This is a genomic window from Parabacteroides sp. AF18-52 (assembly GCF_003479145.1).
In the GTDB taxonomy this organism is placed as follows: Bacteria; Bacteroidota; Bacteroidia; order Bacteroidales; family Tannerellaceae; genus Parabacteroides; species Parabacteroides faecis.
In genome coordinates, this window is sequence record NZ_QUGR01000011.1 from 35718 (window position 1) to 55330 (window position 19613).

A 19613-nucleotide genomic window follows, 5' to 3' on the forward strand; every position below is an offset into this window, starting at 1 on the left:
CAATATTCAGAGGATATAGGCTGGTAAAAGACAATAAACGATGAGAAATCTATTGTATATAATAATATGTATAGCGGTGTTAGCTTCATGCAACAGCAAGAATAGCAATTCGCCGGACGATACTCCTACGAGCGGTGTAATAGCAATTGCCTCCGACGGTTGCTTTACTCCGATCATAGAGGAAGAGATCGCCGTGTTTGAAAGTCTTTATAAAGAAGCTGGTATCGTTCCCTACTTCTCCGGTGAAACAGAAACGATCAACCGCTTATTACATGACAGTACACGGTTGGCAATCGCTTCACGACCGCTAACCCAGGAAGAGACTGAATATATGAACGGCAGAAAGCTATTTCCCAAAAGTATTCATATCGCTACCGATGCTATCGCTTTAATCACAAACAGACAAAATACAGACTCTCTGATCGGCATTCCGGTATTAAAAGATATACTGACAGGCAAGATCAAGGACTGGGAAGAGTTTACTACGGATAATAAGTCAGGAAAAATAGAAGTGGTATTCGACAATCCGAATTCCGGAACTGTTCGTTATGCTATCGATTCAATCTGCGGCGGAGAACCGTTGAGTGGTAATCTCCATGCGATGAAAGATAACCGGCAGGTAATGGATTATGTATCTAGAACTCCGGGAGCACTGGGTATCATTGGAGTAAACTGGATCAGTAACCCACTGGATTCAACATGTATGAGTTTTCTGGACGATATAAAAGTGATGGCAGTCAGTCGTTACAGAAAAGCGACCGTTACCAATAGCTTTAAACCGTATCAGGCATACATAGCCCTAAAGGAATATCCAATGACAAGGTCTGTTTACCTGATCCTGTCAGAACCGCGTATGGGACTGGCTTCCGGTTTTACCACCTTTATCACCAGCGACCGGGGGCAACGGATCATTCTCAAATCAGGAATTCTTCCGGCTACACAACCTGTCCGGCTGGTCAATGTCAGAGATCAATTATAAACCCTATAAACATCAATCATTATGATAAAGAATTTATATATACTCATATTAAGCCTGATAGCGATAGCTATTCACGCTGATAACCAACAAGGTATTGCCTATTATAAAGCCGGTGAACCGACGATTGCAAGCCAGCTTTTCAATAAACAGTTAAACGGTTCTCCCGCAGAACAGGCAGAAGCGCTCTATTACCTGGGAGAAATAGCCTTCGACGCCGGAAAAACACCCGATGCCCTGGCTAACTATCAAAAAGGTTGGGTTGTTTCTTCCGATTACGCTTATAATAAGGTGGGAGAAGGGAAAGTATTACTAAAAACAGACAAGGCGGCAGCCCAAAAAGCATTTGATACAGCAACCAAAGTTGATAAGAAAAATGTATCGGTTTATGTAGCCATTGCCAGAGCTTATTCAACTTATGGAATGAATTCAGAAGCAAAGGCTGCTCTTGATAATGCCAAAAAGTATAACATCAATGATCCGGCAATTTACATATATGAAGGCGATATGTTAATCAGTGAAGATAAACCGGGAGATGCTGCCGGCAGATATGAACAAGCGATTCACTTCGATCCCTCCTGCAAAGAAGCTTATCTCAAATACGCAAATGTTTACCAGGGCGTTCAGCCGGCATTATCCATAGAAATGCTCCAAAAAGTAATTACAAACTATCCGGATTATCTTCCCGCCTATAATCAACTTGGCAATATTTATTCATTACAGGGAACATACTCCAAAGCGGTAGCTGCATATAAAACATATATGGCAGGAGGTCTTTACTCTATTGACAATCTGATTCATTACGCATCTGCTCTGTTCTTCAACAAGCAATATGCAGAAGCAAGTCAGGTGATTAATGATGGACAGGCAATCGATCCCAATAATTTCCTATTAAAACGTCTATGCATTTATAATAACTATGAAACAAAAGCATATGAAAAAGGACTTGAAGAAATCAATACATTTTTCAATGATCCGGATGCTAAATACATATGGCAGGATTACTTATACTACGGTCGCTTACTCAACAAAGCCAAGCAGTACGATAAAGCGGCAGAAGCATTGCTAAAAGCAATAAAAGAAAACCCGGCTCACACAGAAGTGTACAAAGACCTTGCTGAAGTATACAGTAATAGTGAAAAAGATTCTGAGGCGATTAATGCCTATACACAGTATATAGAGTCATTAGGTAAAGAATCGGAAGCGGCCGATTATTATCAACTGGGTAAATATTATTATTCAGCAGCGACCAAAGACAGCTTGGAAGCCAATAATTATTTAACAAAAGCCGATAGCCTGTTTGCTATAGTAAAAGAACGTGTACCAGATAGTCATCTGGGAAGTTTATGGCAAGCGCGAACACAATCTCAACTGGATCCGGAAACAGAGCAGGGATTAGCTAAACCCTATTATGAGACCTGTATTCCTATGCTGGAAAAAAATAAAGACAAATATCGTAATGAATTAACGGAATGTTACCGCTATCTAGCTTATTACTATTATCTTAAAGAGGATATGGAGAGTTCCAAATCATACTGGAATAAGATACTGGCAATTGATCCTTCTAATGCTACAGCACAGGAAGCATTGGAAAATATTAAATAAGATATTTAATATCCATATAAAACAAAGACAGCCGTCATAAAAATGACGGCTGTCTTTGTTTTATATAACTTACAGAAATTATTCTGCAGCCTTTTCTTCTGTTGCTTCTGTTGCAGGAGCTTCAGCAACCGGAGCAGCTGTTTCAGCAGCTGTAGATTTTTTACGAGAACGTCTCGTTTTCGTAGTTTTCTTAGTTGCATTATCCTTCAACATGTTTTCGTTGTAATCAACTAACTCAATGAAGCACATTGCAGCGTTATCACCTAAACGGTTACCAGTCTTAATGATTCTGGTATAACCACCCGGACGATCGCCGATCTTCTGAGCTACTTCTTTGAAAAGTTCTGTTACAGCGTTTTTATCCTGTAAAGTACTAAATACTACACGTCTTGAGTGAGTTGTATCCTCTTTACATTTTGTGATCAGAGGTTCAACAAACTTACGAAGTGCTTTCGCTTTTGCTGTTGTCGTAAAGATTCTCTTATGCTTGATCAAAGAAGAAGCCATATTAGACAGCATTGCTTCACGGTGAGTATTTGTACGACCTAAATGATTGAATTTCTTATTATGTCTCATCGCTTTACTTACTCTTTATCTAATTTATATTTCGTGATATCCATACCGAATGAAAGGTTCAGGCTTTCAAGCAGTTCATCAAGTTCAGTGAGCGACTTCTTACCGAAGTTACGGAATTTCAACAAGTCATTCTTGTTAAATTTAACCAGTTCACCCAATGTTTCAACATCTGCAGCTTTCAAGCAATTCAAAGCACGAACGGAAAGGTCCATATCTGCTAGCTTGCTCTTAAGCAACTGGCGCATGTGAAGAACTTCTTCATCGAATTCTTCATTGCCGTCAGTATCCACTGTCTCGATCGCAATCTTTTCATCTGAGAACAACATAAAATGATGAATCAGAATCTTAGCAGCTTCTTTCAACGCTTCCTTCGGATGAATAGAACCATCTGTGGCTATTTCAAGAACCAACTTTTCGTAGTCCGTCTTTTGCTCAACACGGAAGTTCTCGATTAAATACTTAACGTTACGTATAGGAGTGAAAATAGAGTCAATAGCAATAACGTGAACGTCTGCATTCGGATCTCTGTTTTCGTCAGCAGGTACATATCCGCGTCCTTTATTTATCGTTAATTCAATCTGGAAACTAGCGTTCGGATCCAAACGGCAAATAACCAGATCAGGATTCAATACTTCGAATCCGGTCAGTTGTTTACCTATATCACCGGCTTTGAACACTTCGGAACCCGAAACAGTAATACTTACTTTTTCATTCTCTATGTCGTCTACAATATGCTTGAACCGTACCTGTTTCAAGTTCAAGATAATGTTTGTTACATCCTCAATAACACCGGGGATTGTACCAAATTCATGGTCAACCCCTTCGATCTTAATGGATGTAATAGCAAAACCTTCAAGCGACGACAGGAGAATACGGCGCAGAGCATTACCTATAGTAATACCATAGCCGGGTTCCAACGGACGAAATTCAAACTTTCCGAAGAAATTGTCCGCTTCCAACATTAATACTTTATCGGGTTTTTGAAATGCTAATATCGCCATGGAAATCAATTATTATTTAGAATACAATTCTACGATCAACTGCTCTTTAATGTTTTCAGGAATGTCAGTTCTTTCCGGCAGATGCAGTAATTTTCCGCTTAAAGAAGACTGATCCCACTCAATCCAAGGATATTTGCTGTGATTGAATCCTGACAATGCATCAGCAATCACTTCCATAGACTTAGATCTCTCTCTAACACCAACGATCTGACCGGCTTTCAAAGAGTAAGAAGGAATATTTACAACCTTACCATCAACTGTAATGTGACGGTGAGAAACCAACTGACGGGCTGCTGCTCTTGTAGGAGCCATACCCAAACGGAAAACTACATTGTCCAGACGGCCTTCCAGTAACTGAAGCAGAACTTCACCGGTAATACCTTTTGAACGCTGTGCTTTTTCAAACAGGTTTCTAAATTGTTTTTCTAATACACCATAAGTGTATTTTGCTTTTTGCTTCTCGCGAAGCTGAATTCCGTATTCAGAAGTTTTTCTTTTTCTGGCGTTACCATGTTGTCCGGGAGGATAATTCTTTTTAGAAAGAACTTTATCCGGTCCGAATATAGCCTCACCAAACTTACGGGCAATTCTTGTTTTTGGTCCAGTATATCTTGCCATTTTTTTATTGTTTTAATTTTTCTGTCTGAATCTGGAACCGTGCAGCCGCGATTACAGAGAGGATAAGGTCTTTGTGCAATCTATTCACAATTCCGGATTCAATGTTCAAGAAACTATAGTTAATTATACTCTTCTCTTTTTCGGAGGACGACAACCATTGTGAGGCAGCGGAGTAACGTCAACGATTTCAGTTACTTCAATACCGGCACCGTGGATAGTTCTGATAGCAGACTCACGTCCGTTACCCGGTCCTTTTACGAATACTTTTACTTTTCTCAAACCAAGATCATAAGCTACCTTAGCACAATCTTGTGCTGCCATCTGAGCGGCATACGGAGTGTTCTTTTTAGAACTTCTGAATCCCATCTTACCTGCAGAAGACCAACTAATAACCTGACCTTCGCTATTGGCAAGAGACACAATAATGTTATTGAAAGAAGAATGAATATGAGCTTGACCGTAAGCGTCTACTTTTACGTTTCTCTTCTTTGCTGCGACTGTTTTTTTTGCCATATCAACTCTTATTATTTAGTAGCTTTTTTCTTATTTGCAACAGTTTTCTTCTTACCCTTACGAGTACGAGCATTGTTCTTTGTGCTCTGACCTCTCAATGGTAAACCAATACGGTGACGAACACCTCTGTAGCATCCGATATCCATCAGACGCTTGATGTTTAGCTGAACTTCAGAACGAAGATCACCTTCTACCTTGTACTCAGCGCCAATGACTTCACGTACTTTTGCGGCCTGATCATCTGTCCAGTCTTTCACTTTGATATCACGATCAACGCCTGCTTTCTCTAAAATAGATTTTGAAGCACTCCGACCGATACCATAGATATAAGTCAAAGCGATTTCTCCTCTTTTATTTTGTGGCAAGTCTACACCAACTATTCTTATAGCCATATTACTTACTTAATTATTTTGCAAAAATAATAAATTATCCCTGACGTTGTTTATACTTAGGGTTTTTCTTGTTAATTACATATAAGCGACCCTTTCTTCTTACAATCTTACATTCAGGGGTACGCTTCTTTAAAGATGCTCTTACTTTCATATCTAGTTATTTTTATTTATATCTAAAAGCAATTCTACCTTTTGATAAATCATACGGAGACATTTCCACTCTCACCTTATCACCAGGAAGAATTTTAATATAATGCATACGCATTTTTCCTGATATGTGAGCTGTAATTTCATGTCCGTTCTCCAATTCTACACGAAACATTGCATTTGACAATGCTTCTACAATAACTCCATCTTGTTCAATAGCTGCTTGTTTAGCCATATAAATCAAATTAAATTGCGTTACTTCCTAGGACTTCTTCTAAAAATTCAAATGAAGACAAAATCTGAGGACCGTCAGGTCTGATCGCTATACAATGTTCAAAATGAGCAGAGCACTTTCTGTCCTTTGTACGCACTGTCCAACCGTCCTTTTCAAAAACGATATTCTTACTTCCCATATTGATCATAGGTTCAATGCAGATACACATTCCACTACGCAATAAAGGTCCGCAGCCATATCGTCCATAATTGGGTACTTCAGGTTCTTCATGCATCTTGCGTCCGATACCATGTCCCACCAGTTCCCTTACAACAGAGTAACCTTTCGACTCACAGTATGTCTGCACTGCATGACTTACATCCCCAACACGTTTTCCTTCCACAGCCTGTTGAATTCCCTGATAAAGAGATTCTTTTGTTGTTTTCAACAATTTCTTTACTTCCGGAGCAACTTCACCTACACAAAATGTATAAGCAGAATCACCAACAAAACCATTCAATATCGTTCCACAATCGACAGATATTACATCACCTTCCTTTAAAACTGCTTTTGAGGAAGGAATACCATGTACTACCTGTTCGTTGACAGAAGCACATATTGAGTTAGGAAAACCACCATACCCTAAAAAGGCTGGAACAGCTCCATTATCCCTAATGAATTCTTCAGCAATCTTATCGAGTTGAAGAGTTGTCACCCCGGGAGCAATATGTTTTGCCAATTCTCCCAGTGTCCGACCGACCAATTGATTGGCCGAACGCATCAACTCGATTTCTTCATCTGTTTTTAAATAGATCATTCTACTAATAAGCGGCAACTGAGCCTGTACGACCCTTAATTCTTCCTGACTTCAACAAACCGTCATAATGACGCATCAACAAATGACTTTCTACTTGCTGTAATGTATCCAACACCACACCAACCAAAATCAACAAAGATGTTCCTCCAAAGAACTGTGAGAACTCCATACTAACACCGGCGATTCTAGCAAAAGCAGGCATAATAGCTACCAATGCCAGGAAGAATGCACCCGGAAGAGTAATGCGGTCCATGATTGTATCCAGATAGTCTTTGGTACTTTTTCCCGGTTTAACACCCGGAATAAATCCATTGTTTCTCTTCAAATCATCAGCCATCTGCGTCGGATTGATCGTGATAGCTGTATAGAAATAAGTAAAGAGGATAATCAATACTGCAAAGACAAAGTTATACCAGAAACCGGTATTATCCATAAATGCAGCCCAAAAACCACTCTGATCACCAGTACTGGAGAATCCTACAATAGAAATAGGAATAAACATAATTGCCTGAGCAAAGATGATAGGCATTACGTTTGCAGCATTCACCTTTAAAGGAATATACTGACGAGCACCACCATACTGTTTGTTACCTATGATTCTCTTAGCATACTGTACGGGTACTTTACGAGTTCCCTGAACCAATAAAATAGCACCGGCAATAACAAGTAAAAGAAACAGCATTTCAAACAAGAACATAACCAGACCACCAGTTTTTTCACTTGTTCTTGAAATAAATTCCTGGAACAATGAATGCGGCAGACGGGCTATGATACCAATCAAAATGATAAATGAAATACCATTTCCAACACCTTTATCTGTAATTCTTTCACCTAGCCATAAGATAAACATACTTCCTGCAGCCAGAATAATAGTAGAAGAAACGGTGAACAGGATACCCGGAGGTAATGCTGCTCCAGCGGCTTTAAGCTGAACGCTTAAGTTCACCAGATAAGTAGGTCCCTGGAATAACAGGATAGCTACTGTCAAATAGCGAGTCCACTGATTGATCTTTCTACGACCACTCTCTCCTTCTCTCTGCAATTTCTGGAAAGAAGGAACTGCAATGGCTAACAACTGCATAACAATTGAAGCGGAAATATAGGGCATAATACCCAATGCAAAAATAGAAGCATTAGAAAATGCACCACCTGAAAACATATCCAACAGTGCAAGCAATCCGCCTCTTGTCTGCGCCTGTAAAGCGGTTAACGCTTGAGGATCAATACCAGGAAGCACTACATACGTTCCGAAGCGATATATAGCCACCAATAAAAGAGTGGTGAGGATCCGATTTCTCAGATCCTCAATCTTCCAGATATTTTTTATTGTTTCAACTGCTCTCATGACTTAGAGTTTAACAACAGTTCCACCTGCGGCCTGGATAGCTGCTTCTGCACTCTTAGAGAAAGCGTGAGCTTCAACTTCTAATTTAGCAGTAAGGCTACCATTACCAAGAATTTTAACCTGTTGAGATGCAGAAATAAAACCAGCTTCGATCAATTCATCAACACCAATCTTAGTTATGTTCTGAGATTCAGCCATTAACTGTAATGTTGCGATATTGATAGCTTTATATTCCACACGGTTAATATTCTTGAAACCAAATTTAGGCAAACGTCTCTGAATTGGCATCTGACCACCTTCAAATCCGATCTTTCTTGAATAACCAGATCTAGACTTTGCTCCTTTATGACCTCTTGTTGAAGTACCTCCTAATCCTGAACCCGGACCACGGCCGATTCTTTTTCTGGTCTTAGTAGATCCTTCAGCAGGTTTTAAATTTGATAAGTTCATATCTTATAATTTATTTTTTCAACCAATTATTACTTTTCTACTGAAACCAAATGTTTCACTTTCTCAACCATGCCCAAGATAGCCGGAGTAGCTTCATGTTCTACTACACGGTTCAATTTTGTCAGGCCCAGTGCATCAAGTGTTCTTTTTTGGTCTTTCGGGCATTTAATTCTACTCTTAACTTGTTTAATTTTAATAGTTGCCATAATTTTTCCTCCCTAATTAACCTCTAAACACTTTTTCAACAGCAATACCCCTGTTCTGAGCAACAGTAAACGGACTTCTCAATTCACCCAAAGCAGCAATAGTAGCTTTTACTAAGTTGTGAGGGTTTGAAGATCCTTTTGATTTTGCCAAAACGTCAGTAATACCAACACTTTCTAATACAGCACGCATAGCACCACCGGCTTTTACTCCGGTACCGTGAGATGCCGGTCTGATCAATACCTGTGCGCCACCGAATTTAGCAAGCTGTTCGTGAGGAATAGTACCTTTGTGAACAGGAACCTTGATCAAATTCTTTTTAGCAGCTTCTACACCTTTAGCGATAGCTGTCGTTACTTCACCGGCTTTACCTAAGCCCCAACCGATGATACCATCTTCGTTTCCTACTACTACAATAGCAGCAAAACTAAAAGTACGTCCACCTTTTGTTACTTTAGTTACGCGGTTGATTGCAACCAATCTGTCCTTCAACTCTAAGTCGTTGGTCGATTTAACTCTATTATTAACTCCTGCCATCTTCATTAAAATTTAAGGCCGCCGTTACGTGCAGCATCTGCTAATTCTTTAATTCTCCCATGATACAGGTAACCGTTACGGTCAAAAACTACAGCCTTTACACCAGCTTCCTGAGCGCTTTTAGCGATCAATCCACCAACCTGGGCAGCGATTTCTTTTTTAGGAGCCTTAACATCTAATTTCAAAGATGAAGCAGCAGCCAAAGTTTTACCTGTAGTATCATCTATAACCTGTGCATAGATCTGCTTGTTGCTTCTAAACACAGTAAGGCGCGGACATTCAGGAGTTCCTGAAACTTTGCCACGTATACCTCGTTTTATTTTTAATCTTCTTTCTTCCTTCGTTGTCATGATAATTTCAGTTTACGTAGATTACTTACCTGCTGATTTACCAGACTTTCTGCGAATTTCTTCACCCACAAACTTAATACCCTTACCTTTATACGGTTCCGGCATTCTGAATGAACGAATCTTTGCACAAATCTGACCTATTAATTGTTTATCAGCTGATTCAAGGATAATAAGAGGATTCTTATTTCTCTCAGTCTTCGTTTCAACTTTCACTTCTTTCGGTAACTGCAAATAAATATTGTGAGTATAACCTAAAGAAAGATCCAGTAACTGTCCTGTGTTAGACACACGATAACCAACACCCACCAGTTCCAGTTCTTTTTTGTATCCTTCAGATACACCGATCACCATATTGTTGATCAAAGAACGATATAAACCATGTAATGCGCGATGGTTCTTGTCGTCTGTCGGTCTTGTTAAATGAATAACTCCATCTTCCAGAGTTACATTAATATCAGGATTAACAGCCTGAGTCATTTCGCCCTTAGGACCTTTTACAGTCACTACGCTATCCTTAATCGTAACCGTTACACCGGCTGGCACATGAATTGGTAATTTTCCTATTCTTGACATTCTTCTTTCCTCCTAATTAATAAACATAACATAATACTTCACCACCGATTTTAAGATCGCGGGCTTCTTTGTCAGTCATCACACCCTTAGAAGTAGAAAGAACGGCAATACCTAAACCATTCAATACTCTCGGCATTTCTTTGTAACCAGTGTACTTACGCAAACCTGGAGTAGAAACTCTCTGAAGCTTCTTGATTGCATTCACTTTGTTTACCAGGTCATACTTCAGGGCAATCTTAATTGTACCCTGAGGACCATCTTCTACAAACTTAAAATTAAGAATGTAACCCTTTTCGAAGAGGATCTTAGTGATCTCTTTCTTTAAATTTGACGCCGGCACTTCAACAACTCTGTGCTTCGCTTTGATTGCGTTACGCAATCTTGTCAAATAATCTGCAATAGGATCTGTCATATATAAATGAATTAAATTGATCCGGCCACCCGGACAATATTTAAATAAAAAAACTTACCAACTTGCTTTCTTTACACCCGGGATTAAACCATTGGATGCCATTTCACGGAATTGAATACGTGAAATGCCGAACTGGCGTACATACCCTTTCGGACGTCCTGTGATCTTGCAACGATTGTGCAAACGTACAGGAGAAGCATTTTTAGGTAAAGCCTGCAGAGCTTCATAGTCGCCGGCAGCCTTCAGTTCAGCTCTTTTAGCTGCATATTTAGCCACAAGCTTTGCTCTTTTAACCTCGCGGGCTTTCATTGATTCCTTAGCCATAACTTAGTCTTTTTTTGCATTTTTAAAAGGCAACCCAAATTCTCTCAACAGAGCATACCCTTCTTCATCTGTTTTCGCAGAGGTCACAAAGGTAATATTCATTCCTAATATTTTAGTAATATTATCGATATTTATTTCAGGAAAAATGATTTGTTCCTGAATACCCATGGTATAATTACCTCTACCATCTAACTTACTTTCAATACCTTTGAAGTCACGAATACGCGGAAGAGCGATACGAACTAATCTTTCCAAAAATTCGTACATCTGCTCACGACGCAATGTTACCATCACACCGATCGGCATTTTTTTACGCAACTTAAAGTTTGAGATATCCTTTTTAGAAACTGTTGCAACAGCTTTCTGACCTGTAATTGTAGACAATTCGCTGATTGCGATATCGATGATCTTCTTATCAGCAGCAGCCATACCTAATCCCTGATTGATAACAATCTTTTTCAGTACGGGAACCTGCATTACCGACTTATATCCGAACTCTTTCGTCAAAGCAGGAACAATTCTGTCCTGATATTCTTTTTTAAGACTGGCAGTATTGCTCATTACTTAATTTCCTCCCCTGATTTTTTAGAATAACGAACTAAAGCACCTTCAGCATTTTCTTTACGTCCGATACGTGTCGGTTTTCCAGTTTTCGGGTCAACCACGTTCAGGTTTGAAAGATGAATAGGAGCTTCTTTCTTTTCAATTCCTCCTTGCGGATTCTTTGCATTAGGCTTAGTATGCTTTGATACCATGTTAACACCTTCAACAATAGCACGGTTCTCGTCTACGAGTACCTGTAAAACACGACCTGTTTTACCTTTGTCTTCGCCGGTATTAACAAAAACTATATCGCCTTTTTTGATATGTAATTTACTCATTACCTTAAATTTTACGAATTAAAGTACTTCAGGTGCAAGTGAAACAATTTTCATATTTGTTGCACGAAGTTCTCTGGCAACCGGACCAAAGATACGGCTTCCACGAATATCACCACCGGCATTCAACAATACGCAAGCGTTATCATCGAAACGGATGTATGAACCATCCGGGCGACGGATTTCTTTTTTAGTGCGAACAATGATAGCCTTAGAAACAGCACCCTTCTTCACATCACTTGATGGGATTACACTCTTAATTGCAACTACAATTACATCCCCAACAGAAGCGTAACGCTTTCTTGTACCGCCTAATACACGGATACATAAACATTCTTTTGCGCCACTGTTATCTGCTACTACTAGTCTAGATTCTTGTTGTATCATGTTACTTAGCTCTTTCGATTATTTGAACAAGTCTCCATCTCTTTGTTTTGCTCAAAGGACGAGTTTCCATAATTTTTACGGTATCACCGATATTGCACTCGTTCTTTTCGTCGTGAGCATGATATTTCTTCGTTTTGTTAACGAACTTACCATAAATGGGGTGTTTTTCCTTCCATTTAATAGCAACAGTGATGCTTTTATCCATCTTGTTGCTAGTAACCACGCCCGTTCTTTCTTTTCTTAAATTTCTAGTTTCCATCAGGCTCAATTATTTGTTGTTAAGTTCTCTCTGGCGCAATTCTGTTTTCATGCGCGCAATCATCCTGCGTTGTTGTTTAATCTGAGCAGGGTTGTCTGTCGGAGAGATAGTGTGGTTAATAACCTTCTGATCGTAGGCAGCAACCTCAGCATCTACTCTTTCAAGCAATTCTTTTGTGCTTAATTCTCTAATTTCTGCAATCTTCATAACAATTACGCATTTTGATTAGCCATATCATAATCACGTCTCACAACAAATTTCGTTGTTACAGGAAGCTTCTGAGCCGCTAAGCGCAATGCTTCTTTTGCAACATCAAAGGGAACACCTTCGATTTCGAAAATAAGACGACCTGGAGTAACAGGTGCAACAAATCCTTCCGGGTTACCTTTACCTTTACCCATACGTACTTCGGCCGGTTTCTTTGTAATAGGTTTATCCGGGAAAATCCGAACCCAAACCTGACCTTGACGTTGCATATAACGAGTTACCGCGATACGGGCAGCTTCAATCTGGCGACCGGTAATCCATTTATTCTCTAACGCTTTTATACCAAACGAACCGAATGCCAGCTGGTTGCCACGTTGAGCTTCACCCTTCATGCGGCCTTTCTGCTGTCTTCTGAACTTGGTTTTCTTTGGTTGTAACATCTCTTCTTAATTCTAACGTTTAACGATTAGCTTTTTTTCTCTTGAAGTTCTTATCTCCTCTGTTGCCACCGGCATTCTCATTTCTGCGGCCTGAATCTTTAGAAGCAGTGAATGAAGGAGCAAGATCTCTCTTACCATAAACTTCACCACGGCAGATCCATACCTTAATACCCAGCAAGCCAACTTTCGTCAACGCTTCAGCCAAAGCGTAATCGATATCTGCTCTCAGAGTGTGTAACGGAGTTCTTCCTTCTTTGTACATTTCAGAACGGGCCATTTCAGCACCATTCAAACGACCAGATACTTGCACTTTAATACCTTCGGCACCCATTCTCATGGTAGAGGCGATAGCCATCTTGATAGCGCGACGGTAAGCAATTTTTCCTTCAAGCTGACGTGCAATATTGTTTGCAACAATAACTGCGTCTAATTCGGGTCTTTTTACCTCAAAGATGTTGATCTGAACTTCTTTGTCGGTAATCTTTTTCAACTCTTCTTTCAATTTATCAACTTCCTGACCACCTTTACCGATGATAATGCCCGGACGTGATGTGCAAACTGTTATTGTGATCAACTTAAGCGTACGTTCAATAACGATACGAGATACACTAGCTTTAGCAAGACGAGCATTCAAGTATTTACGGATCTTGCTATCTTCCAGCAAAGTATCTCCGTAATTTTTGCCGCCATACCAATTGGAATCCCAACCACGGATGATTCCTAAACGATTACTAACCGGATTAACTTTTTGTCCCATCTACAATTAATTTTGACTATCGTTTTTACTAAGTGTATCAACAAACAAGGTTACATGGTTCGAACGTTTACGAATTCTGTATCCTCTACCCTGGGGAGCCGGACGCATTCTCTTCAATGTAGTAGCGCAATCTACGCTGATTGAAGAAACAAACAACTCACCAGTTTCTGCTTTACGTTCATTTTTCTGCTCCCAATTGGCAATTGCTGAACGAAGCAATTTTTCTACTCTTGCTGCAGCTTCCTTGTTAGAAAACTTCAAAACACCAAGCGCACGGAATACTTCCATACCGCGGATCATGTCTACAACGAGACGCATCTTACGCGGAGAAGTAGGTACGTTACGCAACTTTGCGAAGTACATGGTCTTTTGGGCTTCTTTTCTTGCTTCAGCTGATATTCTTTTTCTAGCACCCATTTTTATTGATTCTTTTTATTTTCAGATTCCTGAATTCCTGTTACTACCGATACTTATTTTTTCTTGTTACCGGCGTGTCCACGGAACGTACGAGTAGGAGAAAACTCTCCCAGCTTGTGACCTACCATATTCTCGGTTACAAAAACAGGAATAAATTTATTTCCATTATGAACTGCAATAGTATGGCCTACGAAATCAGGCGAGATCATTGAAGCTCTTGCCCATGTCTTAACTACAGCTTTCTTTCCTGACTCATTCATAGTCAAGACTTTCTTTTCCAGCTTTACGTTAATATACGGGCCTTTTTTTAGTGAACGACTCATAGTTTACTTAATTAATCAGATTATTTCTTTCTTCTTTCAATAATATACTTTGAAGAATGCTTCTTCGGAGCTCTTGTCTTCAAGCCCTTAGCATACAAGCCTGTACGAGATCTTGGATGACCTCCGGAAGCACGACCTTCACCACCACCCATTGGGTGATCAACCGGGTTCATTACAACACCACGGTTGTGAGGACGACGACCTAACCATCTAGAGCGACCGGCTTTACCTGATTTTTCAAGACCATGGTCTGAGTTACCTACACTACCAATTGTAGCCTTACATGCAGCAAGAATCTTTCTGGTTTCGCCAGAAGGCATCTTAATAATTGCATAAGCACCTTCTTTAGAAGTCAACTGAGCAAATGCACCTGCAGAACGTACCATTTTAGCACCCTGTCCAGGACGAAGCTCAATATTGTGAATAATAGTACCAACGGGAATATTTGCCATCGGCAAAGTATTACCTACCTCAGGAGCGGCATCGCTACCTGAAACCACTGTCTGGCCAACTTCCAAGCCGTTCGGAGCAATAATATAGCTCTTTGCTCCGTCAGCATAATACAATAAAGCAATACGAGAAGTACGATTTGGATCGTACTCGATAGACTTTACTGTTGCAGGAATGCCATCTTTATTTCTCTTGAAGTCGATAATTCTGTACTTTTGTTTGTGACCGCCACCAAGATAACGCATAGTCATCTTACCTGTGTTGTTACGACCACCAGTACTGCTCTTACCTACCACAAGAGACTTCTCTGGTGTACTTGCAGTGATTTTATCAAATGCACCAATAACTTTGTGTCTCTGCCCCGGTGTTGTGGGCTTTAATTTACGTATTCCCATTTCTTTTTTTAGATATTACTAAAGAAATCAATTGTTTCTCCTTCTTTCAACGTTACGATTGCCTTCTTAAAAGCTGACTGTTTACCATTGATAATACCTGATTTTGTATAACGGCTTTTCTGCTTGCCAGAGTAGTTGATGGTGTTAACATCAACTACGGTTACATTATACATATCCTGTACAGCTTTTTTGATCTCCAACTTGTTGGCATCAGGAGAAACACGAAAACCATAGCGATTAGCCATTTTTTCTGTAATCGCTGTTTGCTTCTCTGTTACTATAGGTTTAATGATAATTCCCATTTCTTTACTCCTTATGCATTAAAAAGTTTTTCTATAACAGCAACAGAGCTCTCAGTCAAAACCAAATTAGCTGCATCAAGCACTTTGTATGTGTTTAATTCAGAGGCTGTTATAACACTTGTCTTTTCTAAATTACGAGCCGACAAATATACAAAATTATTTTTCTCCGGTAAAACCATAAGTAACTTTTTATCAGCCACTTTCAGGTTTTTAGCAATTGTTACAAATTCTTTAGTTTTCGGAGCTTCCAGAGCGAAATCCTCAATAACTACAATTGCATTATTTTTAGCTTTATAAGCCAATGCAGACTTACGAGCCAGACCCTTTACCTTCTTGTTCAATTTGAACTCATAATCTCTCGGTTTCGGACCGAAAACGCGAGCACCACCAACCAATACTGGAGAGTTGATATCACCACGACGGGCTCCACCACCACCTTTCTGACGGATCAGTTTGCGTGTACTACCAGAGATCTCACTTCTTTCTTTCGATTTGTGAGTACCCTGACGCTGGTTAGCCAAATACTGTTTTACATCCAGGTAAATGGCATGATCATTTGGTTCAATGCCGAAGATAGCATCGTTCAAAGTTACCTTTCTTCCGGTATCTTCACCTTTAATATTAAATACGCTCAGTTCCATTACTTTTCAATTAATACGATTGAACCTTTTGCTCCTGGAACAGATCCTTTAACCAATAAAAGATTATGTTCCGGCATTACCTTGATCACTTCCAGGTTCTGAACTGTTACACGTTCATTACCCATCTGTCCGGCCATACGCATGCCCTTGAATACCTTTGCAGGGTAAGAACAAGCACCGATACCACCGGGAGCACGCAAACGGTTATGCTGACCGTGAGTAGTCTGACCTACACCACCGAAACCATGACGTTTTACTACACCCTGGAAACCTTTACCTTTTGATGTACCTACTACATCAACAAAACCTGCATCTTCCAGATAATCCACAGTGATCACGTCACCCAGATTGTATGCAGTTTCAAAATTCTTGAACTCGGCCAAGTATCTCTTGGGAGTTACACCGGCTTTTTTGAAGTGACCCATTTCCGGCTGCGTTGTGTGTTTCTCTTTTTTGTCTTCGAAACCCAACTGTACAGCTTCATAGCCATCTTTCTCCAAAGTCTTGATCTGTGTAACAACACAAGGACCCACTTCGATAACAGTGCATGGAAGATTCTTTCCCTCGGCACTGAAAACGGATGTCATTCCGATTTTTTTTCCTAATAATCCTGGCATTTCACTTAATTTTTAAATAACTCACACTTTAATTTCTACTTCAACACCGCTGGGTAATTCCAGCTTCATCAATGCGTCAACTGTTTTTGCAGTTGAGCTATAGATATCTATCAATCTTTTATAAGATGATAGTTCGAACTGCTCACGAGATTTCTTATTAACGAAAGTAGAGCGGTTCACAGTAAAGATACGTTTGTGTGTAGGCAGGGGAATCGGTCCGCTAACAACAGCACCTGTAGCCTTTACCGTCTTCACGATCTTCTCGGCAGACTTGTCTACCAGAGAATAATCGTAAGACTTTAATTTAATTCTGATCTTTTGGCTCATATTGTTATATATGTTTCTAAATTATTTGATCAAATCAGCACGACCCTGTACTTCTGTCAGTACCTGCTTAGCAATAGAAGAGGATACCTGAGCATAGTGAGAGAACTGCATTGAAGATGTTGCACGACCTGAAGTGATAGTACGAAGAGCTGTTACATAACCGAATGTTTCAGCCAGAGGTACTTTAGCTTTCACTACACGTGCACCGGTACGGCTTGTTTCCATACCTTCTACCTGGCCGCGACGTTTGTTCAAGTCACCGATAACATCACCCATACTTTCTTCCGGAGTAACAACTTCCATCTGCATGATCGGTTCCATCAAAGCAGGACCTGCTTTTTCAGAAGCACTCTTGAATGCCTGGATACCTGCGATCTCGAAAGACAACTGGTCAGAGTCAACCGGGTGGAATGAACCATCGATCAAAGTCACTTTCAGTTTATCCAACGGATAACCGGCAAGGATACCGTTCTTCATAGCTTTTTCAAAACCTTTCTGTACTGACGGGATAAATTCCTTAGGAATGTTACCACCTTTTACTTCGTCGATGAACTGCAGAGTTCCTTCGAAGCTTTCGTCAGCCGGCTCAACGCGAACGATGATATCAGCAAATTTACCACGACCACCAGACTGTTTCTTATAAACTTCACGAAGTTCAACAGATTTAGTGATAGCTTCTTTGTAAGTAACCTGAGGTTTACCCTGATTACATTCAACCTTAAATTCGCGGCGCAGACGGTCAACGATAATATCCAGGTGAAGCTCACCCATACCGCTAATAACAGTCTGACCTGTATCTTCGTTAGTCTGTACACGGAATGTCGGGTCTTCTTCAGCCAATTTAGCCAATCCCATACCCAGTTTATCCATGTCTTTCTGAGTCTTAGGCTCTACAGCGATACCGATAACCGGATCCGGGAAGTCCATAGATTCCAGTGTGATCGGATGATTTTCGTCACACAGCGTATCACCTGTACGAATATCTTTGAAACCAACACCTGCACCAATATCACCACAACCGATCATTTCCATCGGGTTCTGTTTGTTTGAGTGCATCTGGAACAAACGAGAGATACGTTCTTTTTTACCAGAGCGGGTATTCAATACATAAGAACCGGCATTGATAGCACCTGCATATACACGGAAGAAGCACAGACGACCTACATACGGGTCTGTTGCGATCTTAAATGCCAAAGCTGTCATCGGTTCTTCGAACAACGGCTTGCGGATAATCACTTTTTCAGGATCACTAGGATCTGTACCTTCGATAGCAGGAGTATCTTCCGGAGACGGCAGATATGCACAAACTGCATCCAACAGAGTCTGAACACCCTTATTCTTGAAAGAAGAACCACAAGTCATCGGATTGATCTGCATAGCCAATGTTCCTTTGCGGATCGCTACATTGATTTCTTCTTCAGTTATAGTAGAAGGATTATCAAAATATTTTTCCATCAAAGCGTCATCGCATTCTGCCAGAGCCTCCAACATCTTATCACGCCATTCTTCAGCTTCAGCTTGCAGATCAGCAGGGATTTCTTCTACGCTATATTCAGCACCCATTGATTCGTCATGCCAGAAAATAGCTTTCATTTTAACCAAGTCTACTACACCTTTGAAAGTTTCTTCAGCACCGATAGGAATCTGGATAGGACATGGACGAGCGCCCAGTACATCCTTCATCTGACGGATCACTTCGTAGTAGTTTGCACCTGAACGGTCCATTTTGTTCACGTAACCGATACGAGGTACATTATATTTATCAGCCTGACGCCATACGGTTTCAGACTGGGGTTCAACACCACCCACTGCACAAAAAGTAGCAACAGCACCGTCCAGTACACGAAGAGAACGTTCAACCTCTACTGTAAAGTCAACGTGCCCCGGAGTATCGATCAGGTTGATCTTATACTTGTTACCCAAGTAGTTCCAGAATGTAGTTGTAGCGGCAGAAGTAATTGTAATACCACGTTCCTGCTCCTGAGCCATCCAGTCCATGGTAGCAGTACCATCATGTGTTTCACCGATCTTATGCGTCAAACCTGTGTAGAAAAGAATACGCTCAGAAGTCGTAGTCTTACCTGCATCGATGTGCGCCATGATACCGATGTTTCTTGTAAACATTAATTGTTTATCGTTTGCCATTGTATATCCTTTAT

Annotated in this window: 33 protein-coding genes; 2 read left to right on the forward strand and 31 right to left on the reverse strand. The window is 40.3% G+C overall.

Translation table 11 applies throughout. The features are described from left to right. Positions 1 to 40: 40 nt before the first annotated feature. Positions 41 to 979 carry a PstS family phosphate ABC transporter substrate-binding protein gene (locus DWX23_RS17205; protein ID WP_122375386.1) on the forward strand — a complete coding sequence of 313 codons (939 nt, stop codon included), beginning with the start codon at positions 41 to 43 and terminating at the stop codon, positions 977 to 979. 21 nt (positions 980 to 1000) lie between these two features. Then, positions 1001 to 2581: a lipopolysaccharide assembly protein LapB gene (locus tag DWX23_RS17210; RefSeq protein WP_122375387.1), complete on the forward strand. Its 1581-nt coding sequence runs from the start codon at positions 1001 to 1003 to the stop codon at positions 2579 to 2581. A 78-nt stretch (positions 2582 to 2659) separates the two neighbouring features. Here the strand turns inward: DWX23_RS17210 and rplQ are convergent, their stop codons facing one another. The 31 genes from rplQ to fusA all read right to left on the reverse strand — a co-directional run bounded on the left by rplQ (position 2660) and on the right by fusA (position 19599). Then, positions 2660 to 3157, reverse strand: a complete 498-nt coding sequence (gene rplQ, locus DWX23_RS17215; protein ID WP_122357147.1) for a 50S ribosomal protein L17 — start codon at positions 3155 to 3157, stop codon at positions 2660 to 2662. Positions 3158 to 3165: 8 nt separating this feature from the next. After that, positions 3166 to 4158 carry a DNA-directed RNA polymerase subunit alpha gene (locus DWX23_RS17220; protein ID WP_122357146.1) on the reverse strand — a complete coding sequence of 331 codons (993 nt, stop codon included), beginning with the start codon at positions 4156 to 4158 and terminating at the stop codon, positions 3166 to 3168. A 12-nt stretch (positions 4159 to 4170) separates the two neighbouring features. After that, positions 4171 to 4776: a 30S ribosomal protein S4 gene (rpsD, locus tag DWX23_RS17225; RefSeq protein WP_122357145.1), complete on the reverse strand. Its 606-nt coding sequence runs from the start codon at positions 4774 to 4776 to the stop codon at positions 4171 to 4173. A gap of 123 nt (positions 4777 to 4899) precedes the next feature. After that, positions 4900 to 5289, reverse strand: coding sequence for a 30S ribosomal protein S11 (gene rpsK / locus DWX23_RS17230; protein ID WP_005634781.1), 390 nt, complete (start codon positions 5287 to 5289; stop codon positions 4900 to 4902). Positions 5290 to 5300: 11 nt separating this feature from the next. Beyond that, positions 5301 to 5681 carry a 30S ribosomal protein S13 gene (gene rpsM / locus DWX23_RS17235; RefSeq protein WP_009859527.1) on the reverse strand — a complete coding sequence of 127 codons (381 nt, stop codon included), beginning with the start codon at positions 5679 to 5681 and terminating at the stop codon, positions 5301 to 5303. A gap of 34 nt (positions 5682 to 5715) precedes the next feature. Continuing rightward, complete coding sequence (ykgO, locus tag DWX23_RS17240) at positions 5716 to 5832, reverse strand: type B 50S ribosomal protein L36 (protein WP_005645768.1); 117 nt, start codon at positions 5830 to 5832, stop codon at positions 5716 to 5718. Between the two features lie 12 nt (positions 5833 to 5844). After that, entirely contained in the window at positions 5845 to 6063 is a 219-nt protein-coding gene (infA, locus tag DWX23_RS17245) for a translation initiation factor IF-1 (RefSeq protein WP_009318521.1), read from the reverse strand. Positions 6064 to 6073: 10 nt separating this feature from the next. Further along, positions 6074 to 6859, reverse strand: coding sequence for a type I methionyl aminopeptidase (gene map, locus DWX23_RS17250; RefSeq protein ID WP_122357144.1), 786 nt, complete (start codon positions 6857 to 6859; stop codon positions 6074 to 6076). A 4-nt stretch (positions 6860 to 6863) separates the two neighbouring features. After that, positions 6864 to 8204 (reverse strand): preprotein translocase subunit SecY, encoded by a 1341-nt coding sequence (gene secY, locus DWX23_RS17255; RefSeq protein ID WP_122357143.1) that lies wholly within the window; start codon positions 8202 to 8204, stop codon positions 6864 to 6866. A 3-nt stretch (positions 8205 to 8207) separates the two neighbouring features. Continuing rightward, complete coding sequence (rplO, locus tag DWX23_RS17260; protein ID WP_122375388.1) at positions 8208 to 8654, reverse strand: 50S ribosomal protein L15; 447 nt, start codon at positions 8652 to 8654, stop codon at positions 8208 to 8210. A 29-nt stretch (positions 8655 to 8683) separates the two neighbouring features. Further along, entirely contained in the window at positions 8684 to 8860 is a 177-nt protein-coding gene (gene rpmD / locus DWX23_RS17265; RefSeq protein ID WP_009859531.1) for a 50S ribosomal protein L30, read from the reverse strand. A 16-nt stretch (positions 8861 to 8876) separates the two neighbouring features. Beyond that, positions 8877 to 9395, reverse strand: coding sequence for a 30S ribosomal protein S5 (gene rpsE, locus DWX23_RS17270; RefSeq protein ID WP_122357179.1), 519 nt, complete (start codon positions 9393 to 9395; stop codon positions 8877 to 8879). Between the two features lie 5 nt (positions 9396 to 9400). Then, on the reverse strand, positions 9401 to 9745 hold the full coding sequence (rplR, locus tag DWX23_RS17275; RefSeq protein WP_122357141.1) for a 50S ribosomal protein L18: 345 nt from the start codon (positions 9743 to 9745) through the stop codon (positions 9401 to 9403). Positions 9746 to 9766: 21 nt separating this feature from the next. After that, positions 9767 to 10318, reverse strand: coding sequence for a 50S ribosomal protein L6 (rplF, locus tag DWX23_RS17280; RefSeq protein ID WP_122357140.1), 552 nt, complete (start codon positions 10316 to 10318; stop codon positions 9767 to 9769). Positions 10319 to 10334: 16 nt separating this feature from the next. Then, entirely contained in the window at positions 10335 to 10730 is a 396-nt protein-coding gene (gene rpsH / locus DWX23_RS17285) for a 30S ribosomal protein S8 (RefSeq protein ID WP_122357139.1), read from the reverse strand. 54 nt (positions 10731 to 10784) lie between these two features. After that, the gene (gene rpsN, locus DWX23_RS17290) at positions 10785 to 11054 is read right to left on the reverse strand and encodes a 30S ribosomal protein S14 (protein WP_009859536.1); all 270 of its coding nucleotides are present in this window, start codon (positions 11052 to 11054) and stop codon (positions 10785 to 10787) included. A 3-nt stretch (positions 11055 to 11057) separates the two neighbouring features. After that, positions 11058 to 11615 (reverse strand): 50S ribosomal protein L5, encoded by a 558-nt coding sequence (gene rplE / locus DWX23_RS17295; RefSeq protein ID WP_010800552.1) that lies wholly within the window; start codon positions 11613 to 11615, stop codon positions 11058 to 11060. Then, on the reverse strand, positions 11615 to 11935 hold the full coding sequence (rplX, locus tag DWX23_RS17300; RefSeq protein ID WP_122357138.1) for a 50S ribosomal protein L24: 321 nt from the start codon (positions 11933 to 11935) through the stop codon (positions 11615 to 11617). Before rplX ends, rplE begins: the two co-directional genes overlap by 1 nt. Positions 11936 to 11953: 18 nt before the next feature. After that, positions 11954 to 12319, reverse strand: coding sequence for a 50S ribosomal protein L14 (rplN, locus tag DWX23_RS17305; RefSeq protein WP_010800553.1), 366 nt, complete (start codon positions 12317 to 12319; stop codon positions 11954 to 11956). Between the two features lies 1 nt (position 12320). Continuing rightward, positions 12321 to 12578 carry a 30S ribosomal protein S17 gene (rpsQ, locus tag DWX23_RS17310; RefSeq protein ID WP_009859539.1) on the reverse strand — a complete coding sequence of 86 codons (258 nt, stop codon included), beginning with the start codon at positions 12576 to 12578 and terminating at the stop codon, positions 12321 to 12323. A 9-nt stretch (positions 12579 to 12587) separates the two neighbouring features. After that, the gene (rpmC, locus tag DWX23_RS17315) at positions 12588 to 12785 is read right to left on the reverse strand and encodes a 50S ribosomal protein L29 (RefSeq protein ID WP_075558840.1); all 198 of its coding nucleotides are present in this window, start codon (positions 12783 to 12785) and stop codon (positions 12588 to 12590) included. A 5-nt stretch (positions 12786 to 12790) separates the two neighbouring features. Further along, on the reverse strand, positions 12791 to 13225 hold the full coding sequence (rplP, locus tag DWX23_RS17320; RefSeq protein ID WP_028730657.1) for a 50S ribosomal protein L16: 435 nt from the start codon (positions 13223 to 13225) through the stop codon (positions 12791 to 12793). Between the two features lie 19 nt (positions 13226 to 13244). After that, on the reverse strand, positions 13245 to 13982 hold the full coding sequence (gene rpsC / locus DWX23_RS17325; RefSeq protein WP_122375389.1) for a 30S ribosomal protein S3: 738 nt from the start codon (positions 13980 to 13982) through the stop codon (positions 13245 to 13247). A gap of 6 nt (positions 13983 to 13988) precedes the next feature. Beyond that, entirely contained in the window at positions 13989 to 14399 is a 411-nt protein-coding gene (rplV, locus tag DWX23_RS17330) for a 50S ribosomal protein L22 (protein WP_009859542.1), read from the reverse strand. A 53-nt stretch (positions 14400 to 14452) separates the two neighbouring features. Continuing rightward, the gene (gene rpsS / locus DWX23_RS17335; RefSeq protein WP_122357134.1) at positions 14453 to 14722 is read right to left on the reverse strand and encodes a 30S ribosomal protein S19; all 270 of its coding nucleotides are present in this window, start codon (positions 14720 to 14722) and stop codon (positions 14453 to 14455) included. Between the two features lie 20 nt (positions 14723 to 14742). Next, positions 14743 to 15567 carry a 50S ribosomal protein L2 gene (rplB, locus tag DWX23_RS17340; protein ID WP_009859543.1) on the reverse strand — a complete coding sequence of 275 codons (825 nt, stop codon included), beginning with the start codon at positions 15565 to 15567 and terminating at the stop codon, positions 14743 to 14745. Positions 15568 to 15575: 8 nt separating this feature from the next. Then, the gene (rplW, locus tag DWX23_RS17345; protein ID WP_122357131.1) at positions 15576 to 15869 is read right to left on the reverse strand and encodes a 50S ribosomal protein L23; all 294 of its coding nucleotides are present in this window, start codon (positions 15867 to 15869) and stop codon (positions 15576 to 15578) included. Between the two features lie 11 nt (positions 15870 to 15880). Continuing rightward, complete coding sequence (gene rplD, locus DWX23_RS17350) at positions 15881 to 16510, reverse strand: 50S ribosomal protein L4 (protein WP_122357129.1); 630 nt, start codon at positions 16508 to 16510, stop codon at positions 15881 to 15883. After that, positions 16510 to 17127, reverse strand: a complete 618-nt coding sequence (rplC, locus tag DWX23_RS17355; protein WP_122375390.1) for a 50S ribosomal protein L3 — start codon at positions 17125 to 17127, stop codon at positions 16510 to 16512. The genes rplD and rplC overlap by 1 nt, the downstream gene beginning before the upstream one ends. Before the next feature lie 21 nt (positions 17128 to 17148). Continuing rightward, a complete protein-coding gene (gene rpsJ / locus DWX23_RS17360) occupies positions 17149 to 17454 on the reverse strand; it encodes a 30S ribosomal protein S10 (protein ID WP_005634728.1) in 306 nt (101 codons plus the stop codon). Between the two features lie 21 nt (positions 17455 to 17475). Then, positions 17476 to 19599, reverse strand: coding sequence for an elongation factor G (gene fusA, locus DWX23_RS17365; protein ID WP_122375391.1), 2124 nt, complete (start codon positions 19597 to 19599; stop codon positions 17476 to 17478). Positions 19600 to 19613 lie beyond the last annotated feature (14 nt).